The sequence below is a fragment of the Microbacterium kyungheense genome, assembly GCF_006783905.1.
Classification (GTDB): domain Bacteria; phylum Actinomycetota; class Actinomycetes; order Actinomycetales; family Microbacteriaceae; genus Microbacterium; species Microbacterium kyungheense.
Map to the genome: position 1 here is coordinate 800,823 of NZ_VFPE01000001.1, position 25,741 is coordinate 826,563.

Annotated in this window: 20 protein-coding genes and 1 riboswitch; of the genes, 9 read left to right on the forward strand and 11 right to left on the reverse strand. The window is 70.9% G+C overall.

The window, feature by feature from the left end:
- Positions 1-6: 6 nt before the first annotated feature.
- Positions 7-1,443, reverse strand: coding sequence for an XRE family transcriptional regulator (locus FB391_RS03515; RefSeq protein ID WP_141892887.1), 1,437 nt, complete (start codon positions 1,441-1,443; stop codon positions 7-9).
- Between the two features lie 124 nt (positions 1,444-1,567).
- Here FB391_RS03515 and FB391_RS03520 point away from each other — a divergent pair, with 124 nt between their 5' ends.
- Positions 1,568-3,463, forward strand: coding sequence for a phosphoenolpyruvate carboxykinase (GTP) (locus FB391_RS03520; RefSeq protein WP_141892888.1), 1,896 nt, complete (start codon positions 1,568-1,570; stop codon positions 3,461-3,463).
- Positions 3,464-3,717: 254 nt separating this feature from the next.
- Here FB391_RS03520 and FB391_RS03525 read toward each other — a convergent pair whose 3' ends face one another.
- The gene (locus FB391_RS03525; protein WP_141892889.1) at positions 3,718-5,697 is read right to left on the reverse strand and encodes an ABC transporter ATP-binding protein; all 1,980 of its coding nucleotides are present in this window, start codon (positions 5,695-5,697) and stop codon (positions 3,718-3,720) included.
- Between the two features lie 26 nt (positions 5,698-5,723).
- Positions 5,724-5,939, reverse strand: coding sequence for an AsnC family protein (locus tag FB391_RS03530; RefSeq protein ID WP_141892890.1), 216 nt, complete (start codon positions 5,937-5,939; stop codon positions 5,724-5,726).
- Positions 5,940-6,127: 188 nt separating this feature from the next.
- Here FB391_RS03530 and FB391_RS03535 point away from each other — a divergent pair, with 188 nt between their 5' ends.
- The 5 genes from FB391_RS03535 to FB391_RS03555 all read left to right on the forward strand — a co-directional run bounded on the left by FB391_RS03535 (position 6,128) and on the right by FB391_RS03555 (position 10,138).
- Positions 6,128-7,069: an ABC transporter ATP-binding protein gene (locus FB391_RS03535; protein WP_141892891.1), complete on the forward strand. Its 942-nt coding sequence runs from the start codon at positions 6,128-6,130 to the stop codon at positions 7,067-7,069.
- A complete protein-coding gene (locus FB391_RS03540; RefSeq protein WP_141892892.1) occupies positions 7,066-7,962 on the forward strand; it encodes an ABC transporter permease in 897 nt (298 codons plus the stop codon). The genes FB391_RS03535 and FB391_RS03540 overlap by 4 nt, the downstream gene beginning before the upstream one ends.
- Entirely contained in the window at positions 7,959-8,777 is an 819-nt protein-coding gene (locus FB391_RS03545) for an ABC transporter permease (RefSeq protein WP_141892893.1), read from the forward strand. Before FB391_RS03540 ends, FB391_RS03545 begins: the two co-directional genes overlap by 4 nt.
- 87 nt (positions 8,778-8,864) lie before the next feature.
- A complete protein-coding gene (locus FB391_RS03550; RefSeq protein ID WP_246093339.1) occupies positions 8,865-9,449 on the forward strand; it encodes an SRPBCC family protein in 585 nt (194 codons plus the stop codon).
- Positions 9,446-10,138 carry a DUF4166 domain-containing protein gene (locus FB391_RS03555; RefSeq protein ID WP_141892894.1) on the forward strand — a complete coding sequence of 231 codons (693 nt, stop codon included), beginning with the start codon at positions 9,446-9,448 and terminating at the stop codon, positions 10,136-10,138. Before FB391_RS03550 ends, FB391_RS03555 begins: the two co-directional genes overlap by 4 nt.
- 186 nt (positions 10,139-10,324) lie before the next feature.
- Here FB391_RS03555 and FB391_RS03560 read toward each other — a convergent pair whose 3' ends face one another.
- From FB391_RS03560 to ribD, 6 genes are all read right to left on the reverse strand, one after another.
- The gene (locus FB391_RS03560; RefSeq protein WP_141892895.1) at positions 10,325-11,779 is read right to left on the reverse strand and encodes an MFS transporter; all 1,455 of its coding nucleotides are present in this window, start codon (positions 11,777-11,779) and stop codon (positions 10,325-10,327) included.
- Positions 11,780-12,012: 233 nt separating this feature from the next.
- The gene (locus tag FB391_RS03565) at positions 12,013-12,366 is read right to left on the reverse strand and encodes a Fe-S protein (protein WP_141892896.1); all 354 of its coding nucleotides are present in this window, start codon (positions 12,364-12,366) and stop codon (positions 12,013-12,015) included.
- A 69-nt stretch (positions 12,367-12,435) separates the two neighbouring features.
- A complete protein-coding gene (gene ribH / locus FB391_RS03570; RefSeq protein ID WP_141892897.1) occupies positions 12,436-12,918 on the reverse strand; it encodes a 6,7-dimethyl-8-ribityllumazine synthase in 483 nt (160 codons plus the stop codon).
- Entirely contained in the window at positions 12,915-14,207 is a 1,293-nt protein-coding gene (gene ribA / locus FB391_RS03575) for a GTP cyclohydrolase II (RefSeq protein WP_141892898.1), read from the reverse strand. Before ribA ends, ribH begins: the two co-directional genes overlap by 4 nt.
- Entirely contained in the window at positions 14,204-14,842 is a 639-nt protein-coding gene (locus FB391_RS03580) for a riboflavin synthase (RefSeq protein ID WP_141892899.1), read from the reverse strand. The genes ribA and FB391_RS03580 overlap by 4 nt, the downstream gene beginning before the upstream one ends.
- On the reverse strand, positions 14,842-15,912 hold the full coding sequence (gene ribD, locus FB391_RS03585) for a bifunctional diaminohydroxyphosphoribosylaminopyrimidine deaminase/5-amino-6-(5-phosphoribosylamino)uracil reductase RibD (RefSeq protein WP_141892900.1): 1,071 nt from the start codon (positions 15,910-15,912) through the stop codon (positions 14,842-14,844). The genes FB391_RS03580 and ribD overlap by 1 nt, the downstream gene beginning before the upstream one ends.
- A gap of 66 nt (positions 15,913-15,978) precedes the next feature.
- Positions 15,979-16,142: riboswitch (FMN riboswitch) on the reverse strand.
- An 88-nt stretch (positions 16,143-16,230) separates the two neighbouring features.
- Here ribD and FB391_RS03590 point away from each other — a divergent pair.
- Both FB391_RS03590 and glpK read left to right on the forward strand, forming a co-directional pair.
- On the forward strand, positions 16,231-18,006 hold the full coding sequence (locus tag FB391_RS03590) for a glycerol-3-phosphate dehydrogenase/oxidase (RefSeq protein WP_425462932.1): 1,776 nt from the start codon (positions 16,231-16,233) through the stop codon (positions 18,004-18,006).
- A gap of 66 nt (positions 18,007-18,072) precedes the next feature.
- Complete coding sequence (glpK, locus tag FB391_RS03595; RefSeq protein ID WP_141892902.1) at positions 18,073-19,611, forward strand: glycerol kinase GlpK; 1,539 nt, start codon at positions 18,073-18,075, stop codon at positions 19,609-19,611.
- A 28-nt stretch (positions 19,612-19,639) separates the two neighbouring features.
- Here the strand turns inward: glpK and FB391_RS03600 are convergent, their stop codons facing one another.
- The gene (locus FB391_RS03600; protein WP_141892903.1) at positions 19,640-20,500 is read right to left on the reverse strand and encodes an Fpg/Nei family DNA glycosylase; all 861 of its coding nucleotides are present in this window, start codon (positions 20,498-20,500) and stop codon (positions 19,640-19,642) included.
- Positions 20,501-20,542: 42 nt separating this feature from the next.
- Entirely contained in the window at positions 20,543-21,526 is a 984-nt protein-coding gene (locus tag FB391_RS03605) for a helix-turn-helix domain-containing protein (RefSeq protein WP_141892904.1), read from the reverse strand.
- Positions 21,527-21,679: 153 nt separating this feature from the next.
- Here FB391_RS03605 and FB391_RS03610 point away from each other — a divergent pair, with 153 nt between their 5' ends.
- Positions 21,680-25,738 carry a hypothetical protein gene (locus FB391_RS03610; protein WP_141892905.1) on the forward strand — a complete coding sequence of 1,353 codons (4,059 nt, stop codon included), beginning with the start codon at positions 21,680-21,682 and terminating at the stop codon, positions 25,736-25,738.
- Positions 25,739-25,741 lie beyond the last annotated feature (3 nt).

Genomic DNA, 25,741 nt, shown 5'->3' on the forward strand with positions numbered 1-25,741 from the left:
GCAGTCTCACGCGTGGCGGTCGAGGAAGTCGTACACCTCGTTGTCGTCCACCCCGGGGAAGGCGCCGCGGGGGAGCGGCGAGAACATCTGCATGTGCACGCGCGCGCTCGGCCACGCCTTGCCGGCCCAGCGCCCCGCCACGTCGGATGCGGCGCGGCGGCAGCACGACTCGTCGGGGCACGTCGAGGTGGCGCGCTTCTGCGTCTCGCGCCCTCGGAACCAGCGGGCGTCGTCGAACGGCACGCCGACGGTGATCGAGAACTCGCCCGCCGAGGTCGAGCCGGTCTGCGTCGAGCACCAGAAGGTGCCGGCCGGCGTGTCGGTGTACTGGTAGTGCTCGGTGGTGCGGTTCTGCTCGGCGAACGCCGCGCGGGCCGAGAACTTGCGGCACGCCATCTGGCCGTCCACCGCGCCGGTGACATCCATCGGCAGCGGCAGATCGTCGTTCTCGTAGACGCGTGAGATCGCCCCCGATCCGTCGACGCGCAGGAAGTGCAGCTTGATGCCCAGATGATGGGTGGCGAGGTTGGTGAGCCGCATTCCGGCGGCCTCGTGGGTCACGCCGAACGCGTCACGGAAGTCCTCGACCGCGAGGTTGCGGTCCTTCTTGGCCTGCTGCAGGAACGCCACCGACGCGGTCTCGGGCATCAGGCAGCACGCGGCGTAGTAGTTGATCTCGAGCCGCTGCTGCAGGAAGTCCGCGTAGTCGGTCGGCCGCTTGTGGCCGAGCAGCCGGTGCGCCATCGCCTGCAGTGCCATCGAGCGCAGGCCATGTCCGCCCGGGATGGATGCCGGCGGCAGATAGATCCGGCCGTTCTCCAGGTCGGTGACCGACCGGGTCGAGTGCGGCAGGTCGTTGACGTAGATCAGCTCGAACCCGAGCTTCTCGGCCATGATGCTGACGGTGCGGTGGGTGAGGGCGCCCGACACGTGGCCGGCGGACTTGAGCTGCTTCTCGGCGAGCTTCTCGATGTCGGGCAGGTAGTTGTCGAGCTCGCGCATCTTCAGCCGCAGCTCGGTGTTCGCGCGACGCGCCTCTTCGGGCGTCGCGATCGCCTCGCGCTCGCGGCGCTGCAGCTCCCGGTGCAGGCCGAGGATCGACTCGATCGTCTCGTCGCTCATGCCCTTGGTCACTTTGACGGGGGCGACGCCGAGCTGACGGAAGACCGAGCTCGACTGCGCGCGCTCCAGCTCGATCTCCAGCGCGGCGCGGCGGTTGGGCGGTTCGGCCGACAGCAGATCGGCGACCTCGACGCCGGTGATCGACGCGATCGTCTGCAGCAGCGACAGCTTGGGCTCGCGCTTGCCGTTCTCGATGAGACTCAGCTGGCTGCCCGCGACGCCGACGAGGGCGCCGAGCTCGTCGAGTGTGTAGCCGTGAGCCAGACGCTGGTGACGGATGCGGTGGCCCAGGGTCGACAGTTCGAGGGAGGTCGGCGGCATTCCTTGATGATAGCGAAAGAATTGCAACTCTTGACACGCAGAATCGTGGGAAGAGGCATCCATCACGCGTGAAAGTAGAGGAAGAGCACGAATCTGCACGTCGAAATCAACGAGGAGCGACACCATGGCCCTTGCCGACATCTTCACCCGTATCGAAGGATCGACCTCGTCGAACGCCGGGCCCGCCCGTCCGACCGCGACCCGGACGTACGGCGAGCTGCCGACCGTGTCGGGCGAGGGCATGGTCGCACTGCGCGAGTGGGTCGACGAGATCGCGGCGCTGACCAAGCCCGCCCGCATCCACTGGGTCGACGGGTCGCGCGCCGAGAACGACGCCCTGCTGCGCCAGCAGGTCGACGAGGGCAAGCTCATCAAGCTCAACCCGGAATGGCGGCCGGGCTCGTACCTGGCGCGCTCGCACCCGAGCGACGTCGCGCGCACCGAGGCACGCACCTTCATCGCCTCCGAGCGTGAAGAGGATGCCGGTCCCACGAACAACTGGGCCGCCCCTGACGAGATCCGTGCCACCATCACCCCGCTGTTCGACGGCTCGATGAAGGGCCGCACGATGTACGTCGTGCCGTTCTCGATGGGTCCGGTCGGCGGGCCGCTGTCGCACATCGGCGTGCAGGTCACCGACAGCGCCTACGCCGTCACCTCGATCGGCATCATGACCCGCGTCGGCAACGACGTGCTGCGCGAGATCGCCGCCGGTGCGCCGTGGGTCAAGACCGTCCACTCGGTGGGCGCCCCGCTGCAGCCCGGCCAGCAGGACGACGCGTGGCCCTGCAACGACGAGAAGTACATCGTGCACTTCCCCGAGACGCTCGAGGTCTGGTCGTACGGCTCGGGCTACGGCGGCAACGCGATCCTCGCGAAGAAGTGCTTCGCGCTGCGCATCGCCTCGGTCATCGGCCGCAACGAGGGCTGGCTCGCCGAGCACATGCTGCTCATCCGCGTGATCGATCCCGCAGGGCGCGCCTACCACCTCGCCGCGGCGTTCCCGTCGGCGTGCGGCAAGACGAACCTCGCGATGCTGCGCCCGACGATCCCCGGCTGGCGCGTCGAGACCCTCGGCGACGACATCGCCTGGCTGCGGCCCGGCGAGGACGGGCGCCTCTGGGCCATCAACCCCGAAGCGGGCTTCTTCGGCGTCGCACCGGGCACCGGCGAGTCCACCAACGTCACGGCCGTCGAGACGCTGTGGGGCAACACGATCTTCACGAACGTCGCGCTGCGCCCCGACGGCGACGTGTGGTGGGAGGGTCTCACGGACGAGCCGCCGGCAGAGCTCACCGACTGGGAGGGCAAGCCCTGGACGCCGGCATCGGGTCGCCCCGCCGCGCACCCGAACTCGCGCTTCACGGTCGCCGCGGCGCAGTGCCCGCAGATCGCGGACGACTGGGACGCGCCGCAGGGCGTGCCGCTCGACGCCATCCTGTTCGGCGGCCGCCGCGCCACCAACGTGCCGCTCGTGGTCGAGGCCACCGACTGGACGCACGGCGTCTTCATGGGCTCCAACGTGTCGTCCGAGCGCACGGCGGCCGCCGAGGGCACCGTCGGCGAACTGCGCCGCGACCCGTTCGCGATGCTGCCGTTCTGCGGCTACAACATGGCGGACTACTTCGGCCACTGGCTGAAGGTCGGCCAGAAGCTGCGCTTCGACCGCGCGCCGCGCGTGTTCCAGGTGAACTGGTTCCGCAAGGGCACGGACGGCCGGTTCCTGTGGCCCGGCTTCGGCGACAACTCGCGCGTGATCGACTGGATCATCCGCCGCGTCGAGGGCGAGGTCGGCGCCGTCGACAGCCCCATCGGCCGGCTGCCGCACGCCGAGGACCTCGACCTCGACGGCATCGAGGTGCCCCAGGCCGACCTCGATGAGCTGTTCGCGGTCGACCCGCAGCTGTGGCTGCAGGAGGCCGACCTGACCGAGGAGTTCTACCGCACCTTCGAGGGGCGCGTGCCCGCGCCGCTGTGGGCCGAGCTGGCCGCGCTGCGGTACCGCCTGCAGCGCGCCTGACCGGCTCGGTCGCCGAGCCTGTCGAGGCGGATGCCCCGGCCTCACCTGTGCGGTGGCCGGGGCATCCGCTTGTCGTTTGTGGCGAGTCGCCACGTTCGCCGCGCGCGGTGCGTCGTTCGTGGCGACGCGTGTGGGTGGCGGCATCCCATCCCGCGACTGGGCCTGTGGCGAGTCGCCACGTTCGCCGCGCGCGGTGCGTCGTTCGTGGCGACTCGCGGGAAACTGGGCGCCACGCGGTCAGCCGACCCGCGGGCTCAGACCAGCAGCTGGTGCTTCGCGAGGTCGCGGTACAGGGGCGTCGTCTGCACGAGCTCGGAGTGGGTGCCCTGACCGACGACGCGGCCGTGGTCCATCACGACGATGTGGTCGCTGTCGACGACGGTCGACAGCCGGTGCGCGATCACGATGAGCGTGCGGCCGGCCGCCACGGCGTCGATCGCGTCGCGCATCCGCTGCTCGTTGAGGCCGTCGAGCGACGACGTGGACTCGTCGAGCAGCAGGATCGGGGGAGCGGCCAGCAGCGCGCGCGCGATCGCGAGCCGCTGACGCTCGCCGCCCGACAGCATGACGCCCGACTCGCCGACGGGCGCGTCGATGCCGAGCGGGTTGCGGTCCAGCACCTCGCCGAGGTTTACCGCGCGCAGCACGTCCTCGCACTGCGCGTCGGAGGCCTCGGGCGACGCGAGCCGCAGGTTGTCGCCGATCGTGCCCGCGAGCGTGGGGGCATCCTGCTCGACGTAACCGAGCTGCGCGCGCAGCGCGTCGCGGTCGAGCGTGCGCACGTCGGCGCCGCCGAGCAGGATCGCGCCGCCGGTCGGGTCGTAGAACCGCTCGATGAGCGCGAGGGTCGTGCTCTTGCCGGCGCCCGACGGGCCGACCAGTGCCACGCGGGCACCGCGCGGGACCGTGAACGAGACGCCGCGCAGCACGTCGCCGTCGGAGTCGAGGGATGCCGCATCCGCGACGTGCCCGTCGGCCGAGGCGCCGTCGCCGAGGGCGATCACCGACGTGTCGACGTGGGCGCTCTCCAGGACCGCCAGCGCTTCGGACTCGGCCTTGCGCCGGGCGGCGACGACGTTCTCTGGGTAGCGGAAGCGCACGTCGCGGAACTCGATCGCCGCGGCCGCGGGGGTCGGGACGCCGGGGGCGGCGGCATCCTCTTCTCGCACGCGTGCCGCGATCGCGGCGTCGTCCTGCGCCTCGACCGGAAGGTCGAGCACCTCCTGGATGCGGCCGAGCGCTCCGAGCGCCTGGCTGACGGACGTGATGGCGCCGAAGAACGAGCCCAGCGGCGCGATCAGCATGAAGAGGAACATGATGAAGGTCACGAGGCTGGCGATCGTCAGCGCCCCGGTGGCGACGCGGAAGCCGCCGAGGCCGATCACCACCAGCAGCGAGACCTGCAGCGCGATGCCCGCGATCGGCACGACGAGCGCTGACACCTTCGCGATGCGCACGCCCACGTCGAACGCGTCGGTCGCCTGGCTGGTGACGGCCGTGACCTCGCGGTCGGTCGCGCCCGAAGCGCGCACGGTGCGGATCGATCCCACCGCGCGCTCGACGCCGGACGCGAGGGCGCCGACCTTCTCCTGCTGCTCGGTCGAGGCGGTGCGGATGCGGCCGCTGAGCGCCGTGACGCCCAGCACCGAGATGCCGATGACGACCACGATGATCGCCAGCAGCACGGGGTCGATGAACGCCATCGCGACGAGGGCCCCGACGAACAGCAGGGCGTTGCCGACAGAGTCGGCGAGCCCCTGCGTGAGCGCCGCGTATAGCAGGGTCGTGTCGCTGCCGACGCGCGAGACGAGGTCGCCCGTGCGGCGGGCGTCGAACTCGCTGATCGGCAGGTGGAGGATGCGGGCGATGAGCCGTCGCCTGCTGGAGTACACGACGGCGGTGCCGGTGCGCTGCAGCAGGTAGTGCTGATAGCCCGAGATCAGCGAGCCCAGGATCACGAAGCCCACGAGCGCCCACACCAGCAGGCCGAGGTCGAGGTTCTCCTGCACGCGCGTGATCACCTGGCCTACCAGCAGCGGCTGGACGAGGGACGCGCCGGCGCTCAGGATGCTGAGCACGACGACCACGGCGATGGTGCCCTTGTGCTCGAACAGGTAGGGCAGCAGCTGGCCGAAGGTCGCGCGCGGTCCCTCCTGCTTGATGCGTCGGGATCGGATGCCGCGGCCTCGTGCGGGGGCGGCGGTGGGGGCTTCGTCGAGTTCGGCGGAGGGCATGGGTGTACCTCGTTCGTGAAGGGGGCTTACCTTCGACCGTACTTCTTGTGGACGGCCTGTCTGCTCACGCCGAGGGCGCTCGCGATCGCCTGCCACGAGAAGCCGAGGTTGCGGGCCTTGCGCACCTGCACCTCTTCGGCGCGGGCGAGCTCACGGCGCACCTCGGCGAGGCGGTGCAGCTCGGCCAGCGGCTCGCGCTCGCCGGCCGCGCCGATGAGGGTCTGCAGGTCGTCGCCGCTCATCGTGCCGCCTCTCGTGTCGAGTGGATGCTCCCCACACCCTCTCCACGCATCGCTTCGCGCTGCGCGGAGCCTCGGGGCGCGTGGGCCCACGCGGTGAGGCATCCAGCGTCAACCATAGTTGACGCACCGCGGGTCGTCAACTCAAGTTGACGCTGGGCCGTGTCGGCAGGGCGCGCTACTGTGTTCCGGTGCCCGCCCCCGTGATCTCAGCGTCGAACCTCGCCAAGGCCTACAAGGTCAAGGGCAAGCCCGACTTCGTCGCCGTCGACGGCCTCTCGTTCGAGGTCGCGCCCGGTGAGTCGTTCGGCCTGCTCGGCCCCAACGGCGCAGGCAAGTCCACCACCATGAAGATGGTCGGCGCCGTCTCGACCCGCTCCGGCGGCGACCTGTCGATCCTCGGGCTCGATCCCGACCGGTACGGTCCCGAGATCCGCTCGCGCCTGGGTGTCGTCCCACAGCAGGACAACCTCGACGGCGAGCTCAACGCCCGCGAGAACCTCTACATCTACGGCCGGTACTTCGGGCTGCCGGGCAAGGTGTGCCAGCAGAAGGCGGACGAGCTGCTGGCGTTCGCGCAGCTCGAAGACAAGGCGAAGAGCAAGGTCGACGCGCTGTCGGGCGGCATGAAGCGGCGGCTCACCATCGCGCGTGGACTCATCAACGACCCGCGCATCCTGCTGCTCGACGAGCCCACCACGGGCCTGGACCCGCAGGCCCGTCATGTGCTGTGGGACCGCCTGTTCCGACTCAAGGAGCGCGGCACGACGCTCGTGCTCACCACGCACTACATGGACGAGGCCGAGCAGCTGTGCGACCGGCTCATCGTCGTCGACAAGGGTCGCATCATGGCCGAGGGCACGCCCGCCTCGCTCATCCGCGAGCACTCCAGCCGTGAGGTGCTCGAGGTGCGCTTCGGGTCGGACCGCAACCAGCAGGTCGCCCCGCAGCTGGCGAGTATCGGCGACCGCGTCGAGGTGCTGCCCGACCGCATCCTGGTCTACGCCCACGACGGCGAGTCTGCGCTCGAAGCCGTCACGCACCGCGGGCTCACGCCGCTCACCTCGCTGGTGCGCCGGTCCAGCCTCGAGGACGTGTTCCTTCGACTGACCGGAAGGTCGCTGATCGAATGAGCGGGCGTTCCGAAGAGGGCGTGCCGCAGCCCGGCGCCGCGTCGGCGGTCACCGCGCACCCCACGACCGAAGAGCTGCGCGCCGAGGCGATGGAGTGGGGCCGCAAGCCCCGCGGCCTCGGGACCTGGTACGTCACCGAGCACATGGTCCGCGCGATGCGCGCCTACGGCTGGACGATCGTGGTCGGCGCGCTCGGTCAGCCGATCCTCTACCTCCTGGGGCTGGCCGTCGGCCTCGCGGCGCTCATCGGCGCGCCGATCCAGGACGGCGATCAGACCGTCCCGTACCTGGTGTTCGTCGCGCCGGCCCTGCTGATGACGGCCGCGATCTCGGTGGCGACCGAGGAGTTCTCGTTCCCCGTGATGGCCGGGTTCAAGTGGCGCCGCTACTTCTTCGGCTTCAGCGCCTCGCCGCTGTCACCGGGCCAGATCGCCGGCGGCGTCGTCATGGGGGCGTCCGCGCGCATGTTCGTGGTCGTCGTCGCGTACTACGCGCTCATCTGGATCTTCGGCGCGGTGCCCTCCCCGGCGACCGGATGGCTCACGATCCCGATCGGCCTGCTCGCCGGGCTCTCGTTCGGCATTCCCTACATGGCATATGCCGCCTCGATCACTGAGGACAAAGGGCAGTTCGCGCTCGTGCAGCGGTTCATCTTCATGCCGATGTTCCTGTTCTCGGGCACGTTCTACCCGCTCGACACGCTGCCGCTGTGGCTGCAGTGGATCGGCTGGATCTCGCCGCTGTGGCATGCGTCCGAACTCGGGCGCATGGCGACGTACGGCAAGCCTGCCGATCCGTTCGTCGTGCTCGCGCACGTGGTCTTCCTGCTCGTGCTCGCGGTCGGGGGTTACATCGTGGGGCGGCGGCTGTTCCAGAGGAGGCTCGGCGAATGACGGTCATGACCGAGGCTCCGGTGCGCTCCGGCGGCGTCCGCGCGCTGTGGGCCGGCAACCCTCAGGCTGTCGTGCAGCGCGGTCTCATCGCGGCGCGGTCGTCGAGCTGGGCCGTCGTGCTGTCGGGCTTCTTCGAGCCGGTGTTCTACCTGCTGTCGATGGGCATCGGCATGGGCGCCCTGATCGGCACCGTGCAGACATCGGGCGGCGTCGAGGTGAGCTACGCGGCGTTCATCGCCCCGGCGCTGCTGGCGACGTCGGCGATGAACGGCGCCATCTACGACTCGACGTGGAACGTCTTCTTCAAGCTCAACTACGGCAAGCTCTACGAGGGCATGCTGGCGACCTCGCTCGGCCCGCTCGACGTGGCACTGGGAGAGATCCTCTACGCGCTGCTGCGCGGACTGCTGTACGCGACCGGCTTCATGGTCATCATGCAGCTGCTCGGGCTCAACCTCGCCTGGACGGCGATCCTCGCGATCCCTGCCGTGCTGCTCATCGCATTCGGGTTCGCGAGCCTGGGGATGGCCGTGACGAGCTACATGAAGACGTTCCAGCAGATGGACTGGATCAACTTCGTGCTGCTGCCGATGTTCCTGTTCTCGGCGACGCTCTTCCCGATCACCGCGTACCCCGACTGGATCCAGGCGATCATCATGGCCTTCCCGCTGTGGCACGGCGTCGAGCTGGTGCGCGGGCTGACGACCGGCATCCTCACTCCCGAGATGTGGTGGCACGTGCTGTACTTCGTCGTCATGATCGCGGTCGGACTCGTCTTCACCACCAAGCGGCTGCGGGCGCTCTTCCTGGACTGACACTTTCTGAACGCGTTCAGTTTCTGCTAGCTTCGGGGTGTGCGGACACCCGAGGGACGACAGCGGAGGCGCGCGGCGCCGATCTTCGTGAGCATCCGCATCGATGCACCGTGGGAGCGCGTGTGGCAGCTGACGCAGGATCCCGCCGCGCACGTGCGGTGGGATGCCCGCTTCAGCGCGATCGTGCCCACCGCGTCGCTCCCCGGGGGCGGGTACCGCTTCCGGTACGAACGGCGTGTCCCCGGGCGCACGATCGTCGGCGTCGGTGCGACGATCGGCGAACGCGAGCGTCCCGACGGCACGCGGACCTCCGCACTGCGGTTCGACACCGACGACGCGCTGTCGCCCCTCGGAGCGGGCCGCGGCTACTGGCGCTACGTGCCCGACGGTGACGGAGTGGTGTTCTCTACCGGCTACGACTACGAGCCGGGGTGGGGCCGCCTGCTCGATCGGTTGGTGCGACCCGCGATCGGATGGCTCACGGCGTGGAGCTTCGATCGCCTGCGCCTGTGGGCCGAGCAGGGCGCCGCCCCCGAGCGCTGGCCGCTCGCGACGGCACTGCAGCCCTGGCGCGCCGGGCGTCCCCGGGCCGGGCGCTGCCGCCGTCGCGCCCCCGGTGCGCACGCTTTCGCCGGCGCGCCGGCGACGCTCGCGGACCTGGCGGCGCCATGACCTCGGCGGTCGTGGGGCAGCGGACGTCGATGTTCGCCGCGGCGATGGGCGACCAGTTCGCGCGCCTGCACCCGATGCTTCAGCGAAGGTTCGGCGTCGGTCTCGAAGCAGGCTACGCCTGCGTCGGCGAGGGGGTCATGACGCGCATCCGCCGCGGCCCGTGGTGGACGGTGCCGTTCCTGCAGGTCGGACGGTTCCGCAACATCCTGGTGCCCGAGGTGGGCACCGACATCCCGTTCACCATCGAGAACTACGCGTACCGCGACCCGTTCGGTCGCGAGACCGTCACGTTCGTCAGGGACTTCCGGATGCCGCGCCGCCGGTACCGCTTCGACGCGACGATGGTGCTGGCTCAGGGGAGCATCGTCGACTACCTCGGCACCCACCAGCACCTGGCGGTCGATCTGCAGCTGTGCGCGGATGACGACGGCGCGCTCGTGCTGCGGTCGGACGCGCAGCGCTTCTACGCGGGCCCCTTCGGCTTCCGGTTCCCGATGATCTTCAGCGGCCGGGCGCTGCTGCGCGAGTCGTTCGACGACGAGGCAGGCGTGTTCCGCATCCGCCTCGAGGTGCGCAACCGTGTGTTCGGCTTCCTCTTCGGCTACGAGGGCACGTTCCGCTGCACGTTCCCCGAAGCGGCCGATGCGCCGCAGCGGCTGAAGCCCGTCCGGCACGAGCTGCGCACCTAGCCTGGCTCGCGCATACTGCGGCGCGACGGCATCCCTCCCGCGACCGCGCCGAGGCGGCATCCCCGAGACCGAGCAGATCGTCCGCGAGACCGGGGACGCGGGCTGAGACCTGGGGTCATGCCCGGGGTCTCAGCCCGAGCCCCCGGTCTCGGCGAACGAGTTCCACCGAGACGCGGGCGAGGGCGGCTAGAGCGAGCCGGTCGCGCCGACGCCGAGGTCGGCGTTGTAGTCGACGTCCTTGGTCTCGGGGCTCAGGAGCAGCGCGACGAACGTCAGCACGCTCATCACCGACAGGTAGATGCCGACGAGCCACGGGCTGCCGCCCGCGGCCGCCCACAGCGCCACCGCGACGATCGGCGCCAGCGCCGCACCGAGGATCGACGACACGTTGTACGAGATCGCAGAGCCCGAGTAGCGCACGTTCGTCGGGAAGAGCTCGGGCAGGATCGCGCCCATCGGCCCGAACGTGGCGCCCATCAGCATGAACCCGAACACGAGGAAGGCCTGCACCAGCGCGCCCGTGAACTTCGGGTCGAGCTGCGGAAGCAGGAACAGGTTGAACGTCAGGCCGAACACGACGATGACGCCCGTCACCCACAGCAGCAGGCGGCGCCGGCCGACGGCATCCGCGATGGGTCCCGACAGCAGCGTGAAGATGCCGAAGAACACCACGCCGATGATCTGCATCAGCACGAAGTCGGTGTAGCCGAAGCCCAGGCCGGGCACGTACGTCGCCGCGTCGAACGGGGTTCCCGCCGCCTCGGCCGCCGCCTCGGCACCCGCGAGGGTCGCCTTCGTGCCGTACGCGAGCGTGAAGTTCGTCATGAGGTAGAACAGCACGTACGTCGCCAGCATGATGAACGTGCCGAGGATCAGGTGCCACCAGTGGTGGCGGATGACGGTGCCGAGCGGGAACTTGCGCAGCGCGCCCTTCTCTTCGGCCTTGACGAAGGTCTCGGACTCGACCAGGCGCAGTCGCACCCACAGGCCGATGATCACCATGACGGCCGAGAACAGGAACGGCACGCGCCAGCCCCACGCGAGGAAGTCCGCCGAGCGCTGGCCGGCGCCCTCGGGGTGCGGCAGCAGGAAGTTGATGGCGAGGAACACGCCGTTCGCGATGATGAAGCCGAGCGGGGCGCCGAGCTGCGGGAACGTGCCGTACCAGGCGCGCTTGCCCTTCGGTGCGTTCTCGGTGGCCACCAGGGCGGCGCCCGACCACTCGCCACCGAGCGCGAAGCCCTGGAACAGGCGCAGGATCAGCAGCAGCACCGCGGCCCACACGCCGATCTCGTTGAACGTGGGCAGGCAGCCGATGAGGAAGGTCGCGATTCCCATGGTCAGCAGCGATGCCACGAGGGTCGCCTTGCGTCCGAAGCGGTCGCCGAAGTGGCCGAAGACGACGGCGCCCAGCGGGCGGGCGACCATCGCGGCGCCGAACACGCTGAACGACAGCAGCAGCGACGTGGTGTCGTTGCCGGTCGGGAAGAACAGGATCGGGAACACGAGCACGGCGGCGGTCGCGTAGACGTAGAAGTCGTAGAACTCGATCGTGGTGCCGATGAGGCTCGCGAGAATGACGCGGGAACGAGGGTTGGCAGGAGCGGCGGGAGCCGCAGCGGACGTGCTGGGGGAGGTCATATTCACCTGGGCATGCGCGGAACGGGGCCATCCGGGTGGGATGCTGCGGTGGGCGGACGCCCGGCGCAGGATGGCGCGTCAGGCGGCACTGCACTGGATCACCATGGGTGCGAGCTGGTCGCCCGGCACGAGGATCAAGCCTACCCCGGCGGCGCTGCTGCGGCTCCGGATGCGAAGAGCGGATGCCTCGGCCCAGGGCCGCGGCATCCGCTCTCGGATGTCGTCTCAGTCGGTCAGCGCCACAGCACGGCGATCGCGGCGTTCGCGAAGGTCAGCACGCCGATGGACCAGAAGATGCCCCCGGGCACCGAACCGGTCTTGCGCTGGCGGCCGGCCCCGATGCCGAGCAGGGCGCCGATGATCACGAGGATCACGAGCTTGACGCCGATCTTGACGTAGTTCAGGTCGTATTCGATGCCCCACGGGGCGGCGAGGATGAGGCCGGCGAGACCGGCGATCGCGAGTCCCCAGTTCATGAGGCGCGTGATCTGGTGCTTTCCGTTGACCGCCTCGACGACCCAGGCGCCGAAGAGGATGGCGAAGCCCACGAGGTGGACGAGCACGACGACATGACGGAGGATTTCCATGCCCTCAGTCTAGCTGAAGGTTGCTCCGGCGCGAGGGTCAGCCCCGTCGGTCACCGGGCCGTCACCCGGTCACTGAGCCTGTCGAAGTGCGCGCAGCACGAGCGCCGTGCGGATCGCGGCGTCGGCCGCCTCGAAGCCCTTGTCCTCCTGCGACCCGGGCAGCCCTGCGCGATCGATGCCCTGCGCCTCGTCGTCGAGCGTGAGCACCCCGAACCCGACGGGCTTGCCGGTGTCGAGCGCGACGCGCGTGAGACCGTCGGTGGCGGCGTTCGACACGAACTCGAAGTGGGGCGTCCCGCCGCGGATGATGACGCCGAGCGCCACCGCCGCGTCGGCGCCGGCCTCGAGGGCGGCCTTGGCGACCACGGGCAGCTCGAACGAGCCCGGCACGCGCACCACCCGGTGCGTCGCGCCGGAGGCGTCCAGCGCGCGCTGTGCGCCCGCGATGAGTCCGTCGGTGATCGTCTCGTGCCACGTGCCCGCGATCACGACCACGTCGAGACCCGTCGCGTCGACCGTTCCGGTCGCCTGGGGAGCGCCCTTGCCGCTCATGCCTGTGCTCCTTCGTTGTGTGCCGCGCTGTCGTGCATGTGTGCCAGGGCGTCGGCGAAGTCCTCGTCGGCGATGATGTGGCCCATGCGGTCGCGCTTGGTGGCGAGGTACTGGTGGTTGTTCGGTCCGACGCCGACCAGCAGCGGCACCTGCTCGACGATCTCGAGGCCGAGCTCGCGCAGCTGCTTCACCTTGTCGGTGTTGTTCGTGAGCAGGCGCACCTTCTCGACGCCGAGATCCGTGAGGATGCCGGCGGCCGCGGCGTAGTCGCGGGCATCGGCGGGCAGACCCAGGGCCAGGTTGGCGTCGACCGTGTCGAGGCCGCGCTCCTGCAGCGAGTAGGCGCGCAGCTTGTTGATGAGGCCGATGCCGCGTCCCTCGTGACCGCGCATGTAGATGACGACGCCGCCGTCCTGCTCGATCGCGTCGAGAGCGGCCTCGAGCTGCGGGCCGCACTCGCACTTGAGCGAGCCGAACGCCTCGCCGGTCAGGCACTCCGAGTGCACGCGCACGAGCGGCGCCTCGTCGAGCTCGCCCGACACGACCGCGATGTGGTCGGTGCCGGTGATGCGGTCCTTGTACGCGAGGAAGCGGAAGGCACCGTGCGAGGTCGGCACGTGGGCTTCGGCGCGCAGGCTCACGCGGCGCTTGTGGGCGCCGCGGATCGCGGGGTCGCACGGCGCGTGCTCGTCGAGGTAGGCGACGAGCTGCTCGATCGTGATGACCGGGATGCCGTACTCGGCGCCGAGGTCCTGCAGACCGGGCAGGCGCATCATGCTGCCGTCCTCGGCGACGACCTCGCCGATGACGCCGACGGGCTCGAGTTCGGCGAGCTTCATGAGTTCGACGGCGGCCTCGGTGTGGCCGGCGCGCTCGCGCACGCCGCCGTCGACGGCGCGCAGCGGCAGGATGTGGCCCGGGCGCTTGACGCTGGTGCGCGTCGACTCGGGGTCGGCCAGCACGTTGAGCGTGTGGGCGCGATCGGCCGCGCTGATGCCGGTGGTGACGTTGTCGGCGGCGTCCACGCTGACCGTGTAGGCGGTGCCGCGCGAGTCCTCGTTGTGCTCGACCATCGGGGGGAGGTCGAGACGGTCGGCCCAGTCGGCGGGCATCGGGGCGCACAGGAACCCGCTCGTCCAGCGCACGGTCCACGCCACCCATTCGGGCGTCGCGAGCTGTGCCGACAGGATGACGTCGCCCTCGTTCTCGCGGTTCTCATCGTCGGCGACGATGACGGGCCGGCCGGCGCGCAGCGCCTCCAGGGCCTCGGGGATGGTGGCAAGGCTCATCGCGAGCCTCCTTCCGTGAATTCCAGCAGCCGGCGCACATGGCGCGCCAGGATGTCGGTCTCGAGATTGACGCGGTCGCCCGCCACACGGGCGCCGAGGGTCGTGGCGGCGAGCGTCTCGGGGATCAGCGAGACCTCGAACCATGCGTCCGCCGCCGTGCCTGAGCCTGTCGAGGGGGCGGGACTCGCGGCGCTGACGGTGAGCGAGACGCCGTCGACGGCGATCGAGCCCTTGTCGACGACGAGCGGTGCGAGCGCAGCGGGGAGCGAGATGCGCAGCACCTGCCACTGGGCGCCGGGGCGCACCTCGAGCACCTCGCCGGTGCCGTCGATGTGGCCCTGCACGATGTGACCGCCGAGGCGCCCGTGCGCGACCGTCGCCCGCTCCAGGTTGACGACGCGTCCCGCAGCGACGCCCTCGAGCGTCGACATGTCGAGCGTCTGCTTCATGACGTCGGCGGTGAACCAGTCGTCGCCCTGGTCGACGACCGTGAGGCACACGCCGCTGACCGAGATGGAGTCGCCGTGCGCGGCATCCGACACGGCCTTCGGGCCGCGGACGGTCACGCGCACGCCGTCGCCCGACGGCTCGACCGCGGTGACCTCGCCGATCTCTTCGACGATTCCGGTGAACATCAGTCGTCTCCTTCTTCCGGGGCCTCTTCCGGTCCCTGAGCTTCGTCGGGTCCCTGAGCCTGTCGAAGGGCGGCGACGTACAGCACGTCGTCGCCCAGCGGGATCGTGGATGCCACATCCAGCCGCCGCGCCTGCGCGATGGTCGTCACGCCGATGTCGCGCAGCGACAGCCGGTCGCCGCCGAGCAGCACCGGCGCCACGTACACGAGGACCTCGTCGGCGAGCCCGGCGCGCAGGAACGAGCTGGCCAAGGCGGGCCCGCCCTCGACGAACACGCGCTGCACGCCCTGCTGGCGGAGCGTCTCGAGGAGCGCCGGAAGGTCCTGCCCGTCATCGGTGGCGAGGGGGAGTGGATGCCGTCGCACGGCCGCCCCCGACGGCACCGGCCGCCGGCCCACCACGACCGGACGCGGCTGGTGCTCGTAGAGCGTGCCGTCGGGGCGTCGCGCCGTGAGCGCGGGGTCGTCGGCCAGGAGAGTGCCGGTGCCGACGACGATCGCGTCGGTCTCGGACCTGCGGCGGTGCACGTCCGCGCGCGCGGCGGGCCCGGTGATCCACTGGCTGGTGCCGTCGGCGGCGGCGGCGCGGCCGTCGAGGCTCTGCGCCCACTTGACCGTCACGTGCGGACGCCCGAGGCGCTGCACGGTGAGCCACGAGTCGAGCAGCGCGGCTGCCTCGTCGGCCAGCAGGCCTGCCTCGACGTCGACGCCGGCCTCGCGCAGCCGCGCGGCTCCGCCCGAGGAGTGATCGCCCGGGTCGGACACCGCGTACACGACGCGCGCCACGCCGGCGTCGATGAGCGCCTCGGAGCACGGCCCCGTGCGCCCGGTGTGGTTGCAGGGTTCGAGGGTGACGACGGCGGTCGCGCCGCGGACGGCGTCGGGCGCGAGCTTCGAGAGCGCGTCGACCTCGGCGTGCGGGGTCCCGGCGCCGCGGTGCCAGCCCTCGGCGAGCACGTGGCCGTCCGGCGACAGCAGCAGGGCGCCGACCTGCGGGTTCACGCCGCGCGGTCCGTTCGCGGCGACCGCCAGCGCCCGACGCATCGCGTCGTGTTCCGCTGTGCTCGCCATCCGGCCTGCCCTCTCGCTGTCTGCTGAGGCTCCGGGCAACGGGAAGCGGCGGCGCGCGCGACGCCGCTCGTGCTGCCTCCCATCCGGACTAGCGACGACTGCTCGTCGCATCACCGTCGGTTCCGGAATTCCACCGGATCGACCTCGGCTCACCCTGTTCGACAGAGTGGATGCGTCGGCTCGCGGACTCTCACCGCCGGTTCGGATTCACACCGACCCCGGAGCACGTTGATGCTCTCGAGTGTAGTCAACGCGGCATCCGCCCATTCATTCCATGTCTTCGCATGAAGCGCGGCCACCGGGGCGAGGCGCGGCCCGATGTCGTCAGGGCGGCATAGCCTGGAGGTGGGGACGGTGAGATTCTTGACGACGACACGGGGATACGACGAGCTGGCTGCGCGACCGTACGCGGACGTGCTGATCATCGGCGGCGGCATCAACGGCCTCGCGACCTTCCGCGATCTGGCGCTGCAGGGCGTCGACGTCGCACTGGTGGAACGCGACGATTTCGTCAGCGGCGCATCCGCCGCGTCGTCCCACATGATCCACGGCGGCATCCGCTATCTCGAGAACGGCGAGTTCCGTCTCGTGCACGAGGCGGTCACCGAGCGCAACGCGCTGCTGCGCACCGCGCCGCACTACGTGCGTCCGCTGCAGACGACGATCCCGATCTTCTCGACGTTCTCGGGCGTGCTCACCGCGCCGCTGCGGTTCCTGCGCCACGGCAAGGGACGGGCGCGTGAGCGCGGCGCCGCGCTCATCAAGATCGGCCTCGTGATCTACGACTCGTTCTCGCGGGGCGGCGGCATATTCGGCGGCGGCACGGTGCCGCGGCACGCGTTCCACGGCCGACGCCGGTCGCTCGCCCTGCTGCCCGAGCTCAATCCGGACGTGAAGTACACCGCGACCTACTGGGATGCTTCGCTGCACGATCCCGAGCGCCTCGCGCTCGACGTGCTGCGCGATGCCCGCAGCGTCGGCGGGGAAGGCTCCGGCAGCCGCGCCCGCGCCGCCAACTACACCGCGGCCATCGGGGCGCAGGGCGGCCATGTGCTGCTGCGCGACGCCGAGACGGGGCGCGAGACGACGTTCGCGGCATCCGTCGTCCTCAACACGAGCGGACCGTGGACCGACGGCACCAACCTCGCCCTCGGCGACCCGACCCGGTACATGGGCGGCACCAAGGGCTCGCACATCGTGCTCGACCACCCGGAGCTGCTGGCTGCGACCGGTGGCCGCGAGCTGTTCTTCGAGAACGAGGACGGCCGCATCGTGCTGATCTACCCGCTCAAGGGGCGTGTGCTGGTCGGCACCACCGACCTCGAGCACGACATGGGCGACCCGATCGTGTGCACCGAGGCCGAGGTGGACTACTTCATCGACCTGATCGCGCAGGTGCTGCCCGCGATCGCGGTCGACCGCGCCCGGATCGTGTACCGCTTCGCCGGCGTGCGCCCGCTGCCGGGCCACGGCGACCTCGCGCCGGGGTTCGTCTCGCGCGACTACCGGATCGAGTCCGCACCGCTCGTGGGTGGGCAGGCGACCGTGCTGAGCCTCGTCGGCGGCAAATGGACGACATTCCGCGCGTCGGCCGAGCACCTCGCCGATCGTGCCCTCGAGCTGCTCGCGCAGCCGCGCCGGCGCTCCACCAAGGGCGTGCCGATCGGCGGCGGACGCGGCTTCCCGACGACCGAGCGGTCGCGTCAGCAGTGGATCGCCACACACACCGGCGCCCTCGACCCGGCGCGCGTGGCGACGCTGCTCGACCGCTACGGCACGGTGGCGGCATCCGTCATCGCGGCGATCGCGAGGGATGCCGCCGACGCGCCGCTCGAGCACGCCCCCGGCTACTCGTCCGGCGAGCTGCGGTACCTCGCGTCGGCCGAGTCGGTGGTGCATCTGGACGACCTGCTGCTGCGTCGCACGTCGCTCGCCTTCATCGGCGGCGCGACACCCGAGGCCGCGCGCGAGATCGCGGCAGCCGTCGCGCCCGTGCTCGGCTGGGACGCCGCCCGCGTCGGGGCCGAGGTCGAGCGCGGGCTCGCCGGCGTGCACGCCGCCGATCCGGCCTGGACCGGGGCCTCCGCGCGATAGGTCGCACGGGCGATAGCCTGGCGGGCACCGGATCCGGCGTCCGTGCCGGGGGAGAAGGAGACGACGTTGTCCGACCACGTGCTGGCGATCGACCAGGGAACGACCTCGACCCGCGCCATCGTGTTCGACCGGGAGGGTGCGGTCGTCGCCGTCTCGCAGCGCGAGCACGAGCAGATCTTCCCCCGCGCCGGATGGGTCGAGCACGACCCGGTCGAGATCTGGACGAGCGCCGAGTGGGTGATCTCCTCGTGCCTCACGCGGGCTCGGATCACGGCATCCGACGTCGCCGCGATCGGGGTGACCAACCAGCGCGAGACCGCCATCGTGTGGGAGAAGCGCACCGGCCGCCCCGTGCACAACGCCGTCGTGTGGCAGGACACCCGCACCCAGCCGCGCATCGACGCGATGGCCGCCGACGGCGGCGCAGACCGGTTCGCCGACACCACCGGCCTGCCGCTGGCAACCTATTTCTCGGCGTCCAAGGTGGCGTGGATCCTCGACAACGTCCCCGGCGCGCGTGCCGCCGCCGAGGCCGGCGAGCTGATGTTCGGCACGCCCGACACGTGGATCGTATGGAACCTCACGGGTGGCACCCGGGGCGGCATCCACGTCACCGATGTCACCAACGCGTCGCGCACCCTGCTGATGGATCTGCGCACCCTCGACTGGTCGGACGAACTGCTCGCGGTGTGGGGCATCCCGCGCGCGATGATGCCGGAGATCCGCTCGTCGTCCGAGGTCGTCGGTCACTCGCAGCTGCCCTCCGTGCTCGACGGCGTGCCCATCGCGGGCATCCTCGGCGACCAGCAGGCGGCCACCTTCGGCCAGGCGGCGTTCGATGCCGGCGAGTCGAAGAACACCTACGGCACGGGCAATTTCCTGCTCGTGAACACCGGCACAGAGATCGTCCGCTCGCCGAGCGGCCTCATCACGACCGTCGGCTACCGACTGGGCGACGAGCCCGCGCACTACGCGCTGGAGGGCTCGATCGCCGTGACCGGCTCGCTCGTGCAGTGGCTGCGCGACAACCTCGGCATCATCCAGCGGTCCGAAGACGTCGAGACGCTGGCTTCGAGCGTCGACGACAACGGCGGCGCGTACTTCGTGCCGGCGTTCTCGGGGCTCTTCGCCCCCTACTGGCGGCCCGACGCGCGCGGCGCCCTCGTGGGGCTCACGCGGTACGTCAACAAGGCGCATATCGCGCGCGCGGCGCTCGAGTCCACGGCGTTCCAGACCCGTGACGTCATCGACGCGGTCGTCGCCGACACCGGACGCGCGCTGGAGGAGCTGCGTGTGGACGGCGGGATGACCCGCGACGACCTGCTCATGCAGTTCCAGGCCGACATCCTCGGCATCCCCGTCGTGCGACCTGAGGTCGTCGAGACGACGGCGCTCGGCGCCGCGTACGCCGCCGGCCTCGCGACCGGCGTGTGGCGCGACCTCGACGAGCTGCGCGCGCACTGGCGCGAGGACGCCCGCTTCGAACCGCGGATGCCGTCCGACGAGCGCGAGCGTCGGTACCGGCAGTGGCGCAAGGCCGTGTCGAAGTCGCTCGACTGGGTCGACGACGACGCCCGCGTGCTGATGGGCACCACGGAGGGCTGAGTCCCGGCTGCCTGCGCAGCCGCTCCGGCTACTTGAGCAGTCGCGACAGGCGCCGGTCGGCGAGGATCTTGCCGCCGGTCTGGCAGGTCGGGCAGTACTCCAGCGAGTTGTCGGCGAAGAACACGCTGCGCACCTCGTCGCCGCAGACAGGGCAGGCCTCGCCCCGGCGGCCGTGCACCTGCATGCCGCGGCGCTTGGCGTCCTTCAGGTCGGCAGGAGGCTTGCCGGATGCTGCGGCGACGGCATCCCGCAGCGTCTCGGTCATGGCCTCGAACAGTCGTGTCACGTCGTCGTCGCTCAGCGACGACGCGAGCGCATACGGCGACATCTTCGCGGCGTGCAGGATCTCGTCGGAGTACGCGTTGCCGACCCCGGCGATGATCGACTGGTCGCGCAGCACGCCCTTGATCTGCGTGCGGCGCCCGGCCAGCAGCGCGGCGAAGTCATCCCGCGTGAAGGAGGGGTCGAGGGGGTCGGGCCCGAGCCGCGCGATGCCGGGGACATCGGCCGGGTCGCGCACCACGTAGTACGCGAGCGACTTCTTGGTGCCGGCCTCGGTGAGGTCGAAGCCGGCGCCGTCGCTGAGTGCGACGCGCAGCGCGATCGGGGTCTTGCCGGGGCGGATGAGGGTCTGGGGGAGGGCGTCGTACCAGCGGAGCCACCCCGCCTTCGCGAGATGGAATACGAGGTGCGGGCCCGTCGTCGAGAGGTCGACGAACTTGCCGCGCCGCGTGGCGCCCGTGATCTCGACGCCCTTGAGCGCTTCGATCGGCGGGTCGTAGGTCTTGAGCGCGGCGATGTTCGCCACGGTGGCGCGCTCGATGCGCACGCCGGCGAGCCGCTCCCCGAGGAAGTCGACGAGCCCCTGCACCTCCGGCATCTCAGGCATGCGCTCATCCTGCCATGCGCGACCGACACGGCGGCAGGTGCCTCAGATCCAGCCGCGTCGCGCGGACTGCACGCCGGCGGCGAACCGGCTGGTCGCCCCCAGCCTCGTCATGAGGTCGGCGACACGGCGCCGCACGGTCCGCTCCGACAGCCCCAGGTGCCGGGCGACGGTCTCGTCCTTGAGGCCCGCCGCGAGCAGCCGCAGCACCTCGACATCCAGCGGGTCCAGGTCGCGGGGCGCTGCCGACCCCTCGGGCTCGAACACGGGGCTCGCCTGGCTCCACGTCGCCTCGAACAGCTCGACGAGCGCGTCGCAGAGGCGGGACTGCCACACCAGCACCGCAGTCGTGCGCGTGCTCTCCTCCCGTGCCGTGAGCGGCACGACCGCCACCCGACGGTCGATCAGCATCATCTTCAGGGGCACGTGCGCGACGACCCGCGCCTGCTCGCCGAGCGCGGACAGCCGCCGGATCGCATCGACCCGCTCCGGCAGGTCCAGCACTGCCGCCGAGTACACCGCGCGCACGCGCACGCCACGAGCGAGCAGCACCTCCTCGGTCTCGGTCTCGGAGCGCGGGACGTCGGTGACGTACGGCGGCTCCTCGAAGGCGATGACCTCCTCCTCGGCGGTGCGTAACAGGGTGTCGAGCCGCTCCGAGATGATGGACGGGCCGTCCAGCACCTCGACGAGGCGCTGCGGTTCAGCACGCAGCATCCGCTCCATGTACTCCGCGGCATACGTCGCGATCGCTGCCGTCGTCCTCTCGAGCTCGGACTGCCGGGCGCGGACCAGCACGGGGATGCCGATCCGAGGGTCGACCGGGGCGTAGAGCGCCGGCGGGCCCTCCGTGACGGTGGCAAGTCCCGCGGCGACGAGGGCGTCGACGCTGCGACGCGCCGCGCGGACCGGCAGATCGACGGCGGCCGCGAGGTCGCGCACCGAGAGGCTGGGGTGCCGCAGCAGCGCGCGGTACACGCGCTCCTCGACCTCGTCCAGCCCGACACCATCGAGCACGCGTGACCTCATCCCGTCGACTATGCGACAGCCTAGTGGCCGGAACCGGCTACTGTCCGGAACCTGTCCGATTCCTGCCTCCGGAGTCTGTCAAGCTGACGGCGTCCCGCCTCCCCAGCGGACTCCCGCGCCCCAGGCGGGAACTCTCCCCACAGAAGGACACCCATGAAACCGCCCCTTCGTCGCCTGCGCTGCGCCGGCGTCGCGGTGGCCGCAGCGACCGTCATCGGACTGGTCGCGGCGCCCTCCGCGTTCGCCACGGATACCGGCACCGACGCTCCGCGGCTCACGCCCGAGACGCTCGCCTCGCTGAGCGACCGCTACACGCCCCAATCCGACGGCACTCCCGGACTCGTCGCCGAGCTGACCGACGGCGCAGACAGCGGTGCGGCGCCGCAGCTGAAGTCCGCGGCGCCGAGCGAGAACGACGAGCACGTCTCGGGCTTCGCGTCGAAAGGCAGCATGGAGACGATGCGCGGCGCTGCGACGCCGATCGCCCTGGACGGCACCGACGACTGGATCGCGATCACGAACGCCGGAAGCCTCGCCCGCTACGACGGCAAGGGAACGCTCAAGTGGCAGACCGGCGTGCACGACCTGCACACGGCCTGGCAGGTCGACTTCCAGTCGCCGTTCACGACCGAGGACCTCACACCGGTCATGTATCAGGGCTTCAACCCGTACCAGCCCGGCGCGACCGGCCGGCATCCCTTCGCTGAGCTCGATGCGACCGGCGACGGCGTCACCGACATCGCGGTCGCCTACCAGCTGGGCGTCGCCCCGCTCGCCCCGTTCGACACCCCCGGATCCGCACTCACCAGCGGCACCTTCATCAGCATCATCGACGGCGCCGACGGGCACGTCGCCTGGCACACGATCGTGCCCGGCACCGTCGGTTCGATGATTGCGCAGGACGGCCTGCTCATCGCGGCCGAGAACACCGGTCCGGACTACGACAACAACCCCGTCGCAGAGCAGTCCGACAGCCGCAGCGCCCTCGTCGCGTACCGGTTCTCGGGCGGTGCGGACCTCTCGGGCGAACAGGCGTGGTCGTACAGCACGGGCGCTCCCTTCGCGGACTGGTCCGACGTCGAGTCGCTCGGCGCCGGCCGCATCACCGTCGGCTGGACCGACACGCCCCTCGGCCTCGGCAGCCCGCGCCCGGCCGCCGGCCACGTGCTGGTCGTCGACACGGCCGACGGCTCGGTCGACCTCGACGTCAAGACGCCCGGCTACCCGCGCATCGTGCAGCAGGACGCCGTCGACGGCCGCATCCTCGTCGCCGAGCAGAACGACCCGTACGATGCGGTCCGGCTCGACCTCACCTCGATCGACATCGCCTCGGGTGAGCGCTCCGTCATCGCCTCGCACAACGGGGCGATCCCGGTGGCACTCGCGGTGAACTCCAACGGCAGCGGACCGCGGTACCTGCTGGCCGAGGTCACGATCAACGCCGACCTCAGCGACGGTCCCTCCGTCGTGCGCGGGGTCGCGGCAGACGGCACGACCGCGTGGACCTACACGACGGCGTCCACGATCGGTGCGCCCATCGCGCCGGTGACGGGACTGTCGGTGGATGCCTCGGGCACCGCCGTCGCCACGGTCGGCGACGGCATCATCCAGTCGCTCGCGCATCCCGAGGGACCGCTGCACACACAGCTGGTCGCCCTCGACACCCGCAGCGGCAAGGTCTCGTGGACGCGTGAGGGCGCCGTGACCGGCAACCGTGCGACGCCGTACCAGGGCGGGTTCCTGACCGTCGGCTACGACCTCACGGCCTACCACACCGACAAGAAGGGCCGGGCGACGGCGATGCCGCTGCTGGGCGACCTCTATGCGGCGGGCGACTACGACGTCAATGGCGACGGCCGCAACGACGTCATCGCGGGCGGCCAGAGCCACGGCGTGTTCGCGCTCGACGGCGCCGCGCTCGCCGAGGGCCGCACGGTCGTCCTGTGGTCGACGGCCGTCAGCCACGGTGTGCACGGTCTCCAGGTCGGCTCGGTGAAGGACAAGAAGGGCAAGGCGGCCGATCGGGTCGTCGTCGCGACCTCGCACGGCTTCGCGGTCATCGACGCGCGCAGCGGCAAGCTGAGGGCCGACGTCGACACCGGCGCGTTCCAGTGGGACGCGACCGTCGCCGACGGCCGCATCCTCGCGAGCAGCGATCGGGCCTTCGGCGCCTACGATGCCGACGGCGGCCTGGTCTGGTCGTACCGCCCGGCTTCGGTGGGCGACAAGACCGTGGCCTACTCGTCGCCTGCCGTCCGCGACGGGCAGGTGTTCCTCGAGTTCGGCGGCGTCCGTGAGCGCATCGGCATCGGCGCGTCCGACCCGGCGCCGACGGCGGTCGCGCTCGACCTCGCCAGCGGTGCGGAGCAGTGGGCCGTCGCGGCATCGGGCGGACAGAAGACGTCGTGGATCCAGGCGCAGGACGGCGTCTACGCCGCGGACGTCCCGGGCGCCGACGGCGACGCGGTGGCCTTCGCGTTCGGCGGCGACTCGGTCGTCTCACGTGCGCACCAGATCATGCTCCTCGACGGCCGCACCGGCGCCCCGGTCGCCTCGTACGACGGCCCCGGTTCGGCGACGTTCCAGGGCTTCGCCTCGAGCGCCGACCAGGGAGTGTTCTGGCTGCACACGAACCAGATCCACCAGCTCCCCGCGGACGGCTCGACGCCGTACTACATGCGGACCATGGCGAACGTGTGGACGGCGCAGACCGCCACGGCACAGGATGGCTCGGAGGTCTTCGTCGGCGGCGTCGGCGGCATCCTCTCGTGGACCATGCCGTTCCCGAACGACCCCAACAGCTACATCAAGAGCGTCGGCTCGGCTTTCGCCTACTTCGCCGCATCCGTCACTCCCGCCGAGCTGAACGACGGCGACGCGACCGACCTCATCGCGCTGCCGCGCGACTGGGCCGCTTACAACCTCAACCAGCAGGTCGGCGGCTTCGGCAACGAGTCGTACGCCACCGACAAGTTCCCGCACGGCGTGACGATCCTGCAGGCGTCGGGTGCGGCCCCGGCCACGGGGACGGATGCCGCGGCGCCGGCTCCGACGGCGGCAGAGGTGAAGGCGGCCACGGCCGCCGAGGTCCCCGACGGCGCGCTGCCGCTCGGCTACACCGGCGCCCCGCACGAGGTGCTGACCCAGCAGGCGGCCACGCCCGACGCGACCGCGGCGAGCATCCCCGGCTACACCCCGCAGCAGATCCAGAAGCGGCTCGGCCTCACCGGCGACGGCGAGGGACAGACCGTGGCCATCACGATCGCGTACCACTACGCGACGGCCGAAGCCGACGTCAACGCCTACTCGGCCCAGTTCGGGCTGCCGCAGACCTGCGGCACGGCGGCCGAGGGCGCGGACTGCTTCGATTTCGACGTGGTGTTCGCCGACGGCACGGAGCCGGCGGTGAACTCGGGGTGGAACCAGGAGGCGGCACTCGACATCCAGTCGGTTCACGCGGTCGTGCCGAAGGCGAAGATCGTGCTCGTCGAGGCGACCGACCCGTCGGCGGCGGCCCTGTACCGGGCGATCGACGTCGCGGCGGCGCTCAAGCCGACGGCGATCAACAACAGCTGGGGTATGCCGGAGTTCTCGGAGGAGTCGTTCTACGACCAGCACTGCGCACTGTCGACCTCGACGTGCGTGCAGTCCACGGGCGACTCCGGCTGGCCGGTGAGCTACGGCAGCGCGAACCCGCACATCCTGTCGGTCGGAGGCACCAACCTGGTGCTCGACGCCGATGGCAACACGGTGTCCGAGAGCACGTGGACCCGCGCCGGCGGTGGCTTCAGTTTCTTCGAGAAGCGACCGGCCTATCAGGACGGCGTGGTGTCGTCCGGCCTGCGCGCCACTCCCGACGTGAGCTTCGTGGCCGATCCCAACACCGGATTCGCCATCTTCTACACGGTCGGGACCCGTCAGTACTGGGCCGAGATCGGCGGCACGAGCCTCTCGTCGCCGCTGTGGGCGGGCATCCTCGCCGCCACGGACCAGCTCCGCTCCGCCGACGGCAAACAGCGCCTCGTCGCGGTCGACGGCGACAGCGCTCCGCTGCACGAGGCTCTCTACGGACTGACGAGCGGTCTGGCCGACGTCACGGCCGGTGCGATCGGACTCTGCGGCGCCGAGTGCACAGCCGGTCCCGGCTACGACACCGCGACCGGTCTCGGCTCGCCCGTCGCCGGCATCGACGCGGCGCTCGCCGCGAGGTAGCCG

Bases quoted from the DNA above. Each gene is read 5' to 3' on its own strand.
- FB391_RS03515 (WP_141892887.1), bottom strand. From the start codon at position 1,443: ATGCCGCCGACCTCCCTCGAACTGTCGACCCTGGGCCACCGCATCCGT.
- FB391_RS03520 (WP_141892888.1), top strand. From the start codon at position 1,568: ATGGCCCTTGCCGACATCTTCACCCGTATCGAAGGATCGACCTCGTCG.
- FB391_RS03525 (WP_141892889.1), bottom strand. From the start codon at position 5,697: ATGCCCTCCGCCGAACTCGACGAAGCCCCCACCGCCGCCCCCGCACGA.
- FB391_RS03530 (WP_141892890.1), bottom strand. From the start codon at position 5,939: ATGAGCGGCGACGACCTGCAGACCCTCATCGGCGCGGCCGGCGAGCGC.
- FB391_RS03540 (WP_141892892.1), top strand. From the start codon at position 7,066: ATGAGCGGGCGTTCCGAAGAGGGCGTGCCGCAGCCCGGCGCCGCGTCG.
- FB391_RS03545 (WP_141892893.1), top strand. From the start codon at position 7,959: ATGACGGTCATGACCGAGGCTCCGGTGCGCTCCGGCGGCGTCCGCGCG.
- FB391_RS03555 (WP_141892894.1), top strand. From the start codon at position 9,446: ATGACCTCGGCGGTCGTGGGGCAGCGGACGTCGATGTTCGCCGCGGCG.
- FB391_RS03560 (WP_141892895.1), bottom strand. From the start codon at position 11,779: ATGACCTCCCCCAGCACGTCCGCTGCGGCTCCCGCCGCTCCTGCCAAC.
- FB391_RS03565 (WP_141892896.1), bottom strand. From the start codon at position 12,366: ATGGAAATCCTCCGTCATGTCGTCGTGCTCGTCCACCTCGTGGGCTTC.
- ribH (WP_141892897.1), bottom strand. From the start codon at position 12,918: ATGAGCGGCAAGGGCGCTCCCCAGGCGACCGGAACGGTCGACGCGACG.
- ribA (WP_141892898.1), bottom strand. From the start codon at position 14,207: ATGAGCCTTGCCACCATCCCCGAGGCCCTGGAGGCGCTGCGCGCCGGC.
- FB391_RS03580 (WP_141892899.1), bottom strand. From the start codon at position 14,842: ATGTTCACCGGAATCGTCGAAGAGATCGGCGAGGTCACCGCGGTCGAG.
- ribD (WP_141892900.1), bottom strand. From the start codon at position 15,912: ATGGCGAGCACAGCGGAACACGACGCGATGCGTCGGGCGCTGGCGGTC.
- FB391_RS03590 (WP_425462932.1), top strand. From the start codon at position 16,231: ATGTCGTCAGGGCGGCATAGCCTGGAGGTGGGGACGGTGAGATTCTTG.
- FB391_RS03600 (WP_141892903.1), bottom strand. From the start codon at position 20,500: ATGCCTGAGATGCCGGAGGTGCAGGGGCTCGTCGACTTCCTCGGGGAG.
- FB391_RS03605 (WP_141892904.1), bottom strand. From the start codon at position 21,526: ATGAGGTCACGCGTGCTCGATGGTGTCGGGCTGGACGAGGTCGAGGAG.
- FB391_RS03610 (WP_141892905.1), top strand. From the start codon at position 21,680: ATGAAACCGCCCCTTCGTCGCCTGCGCTGCGCCGGCGTCGCGGTGGCC.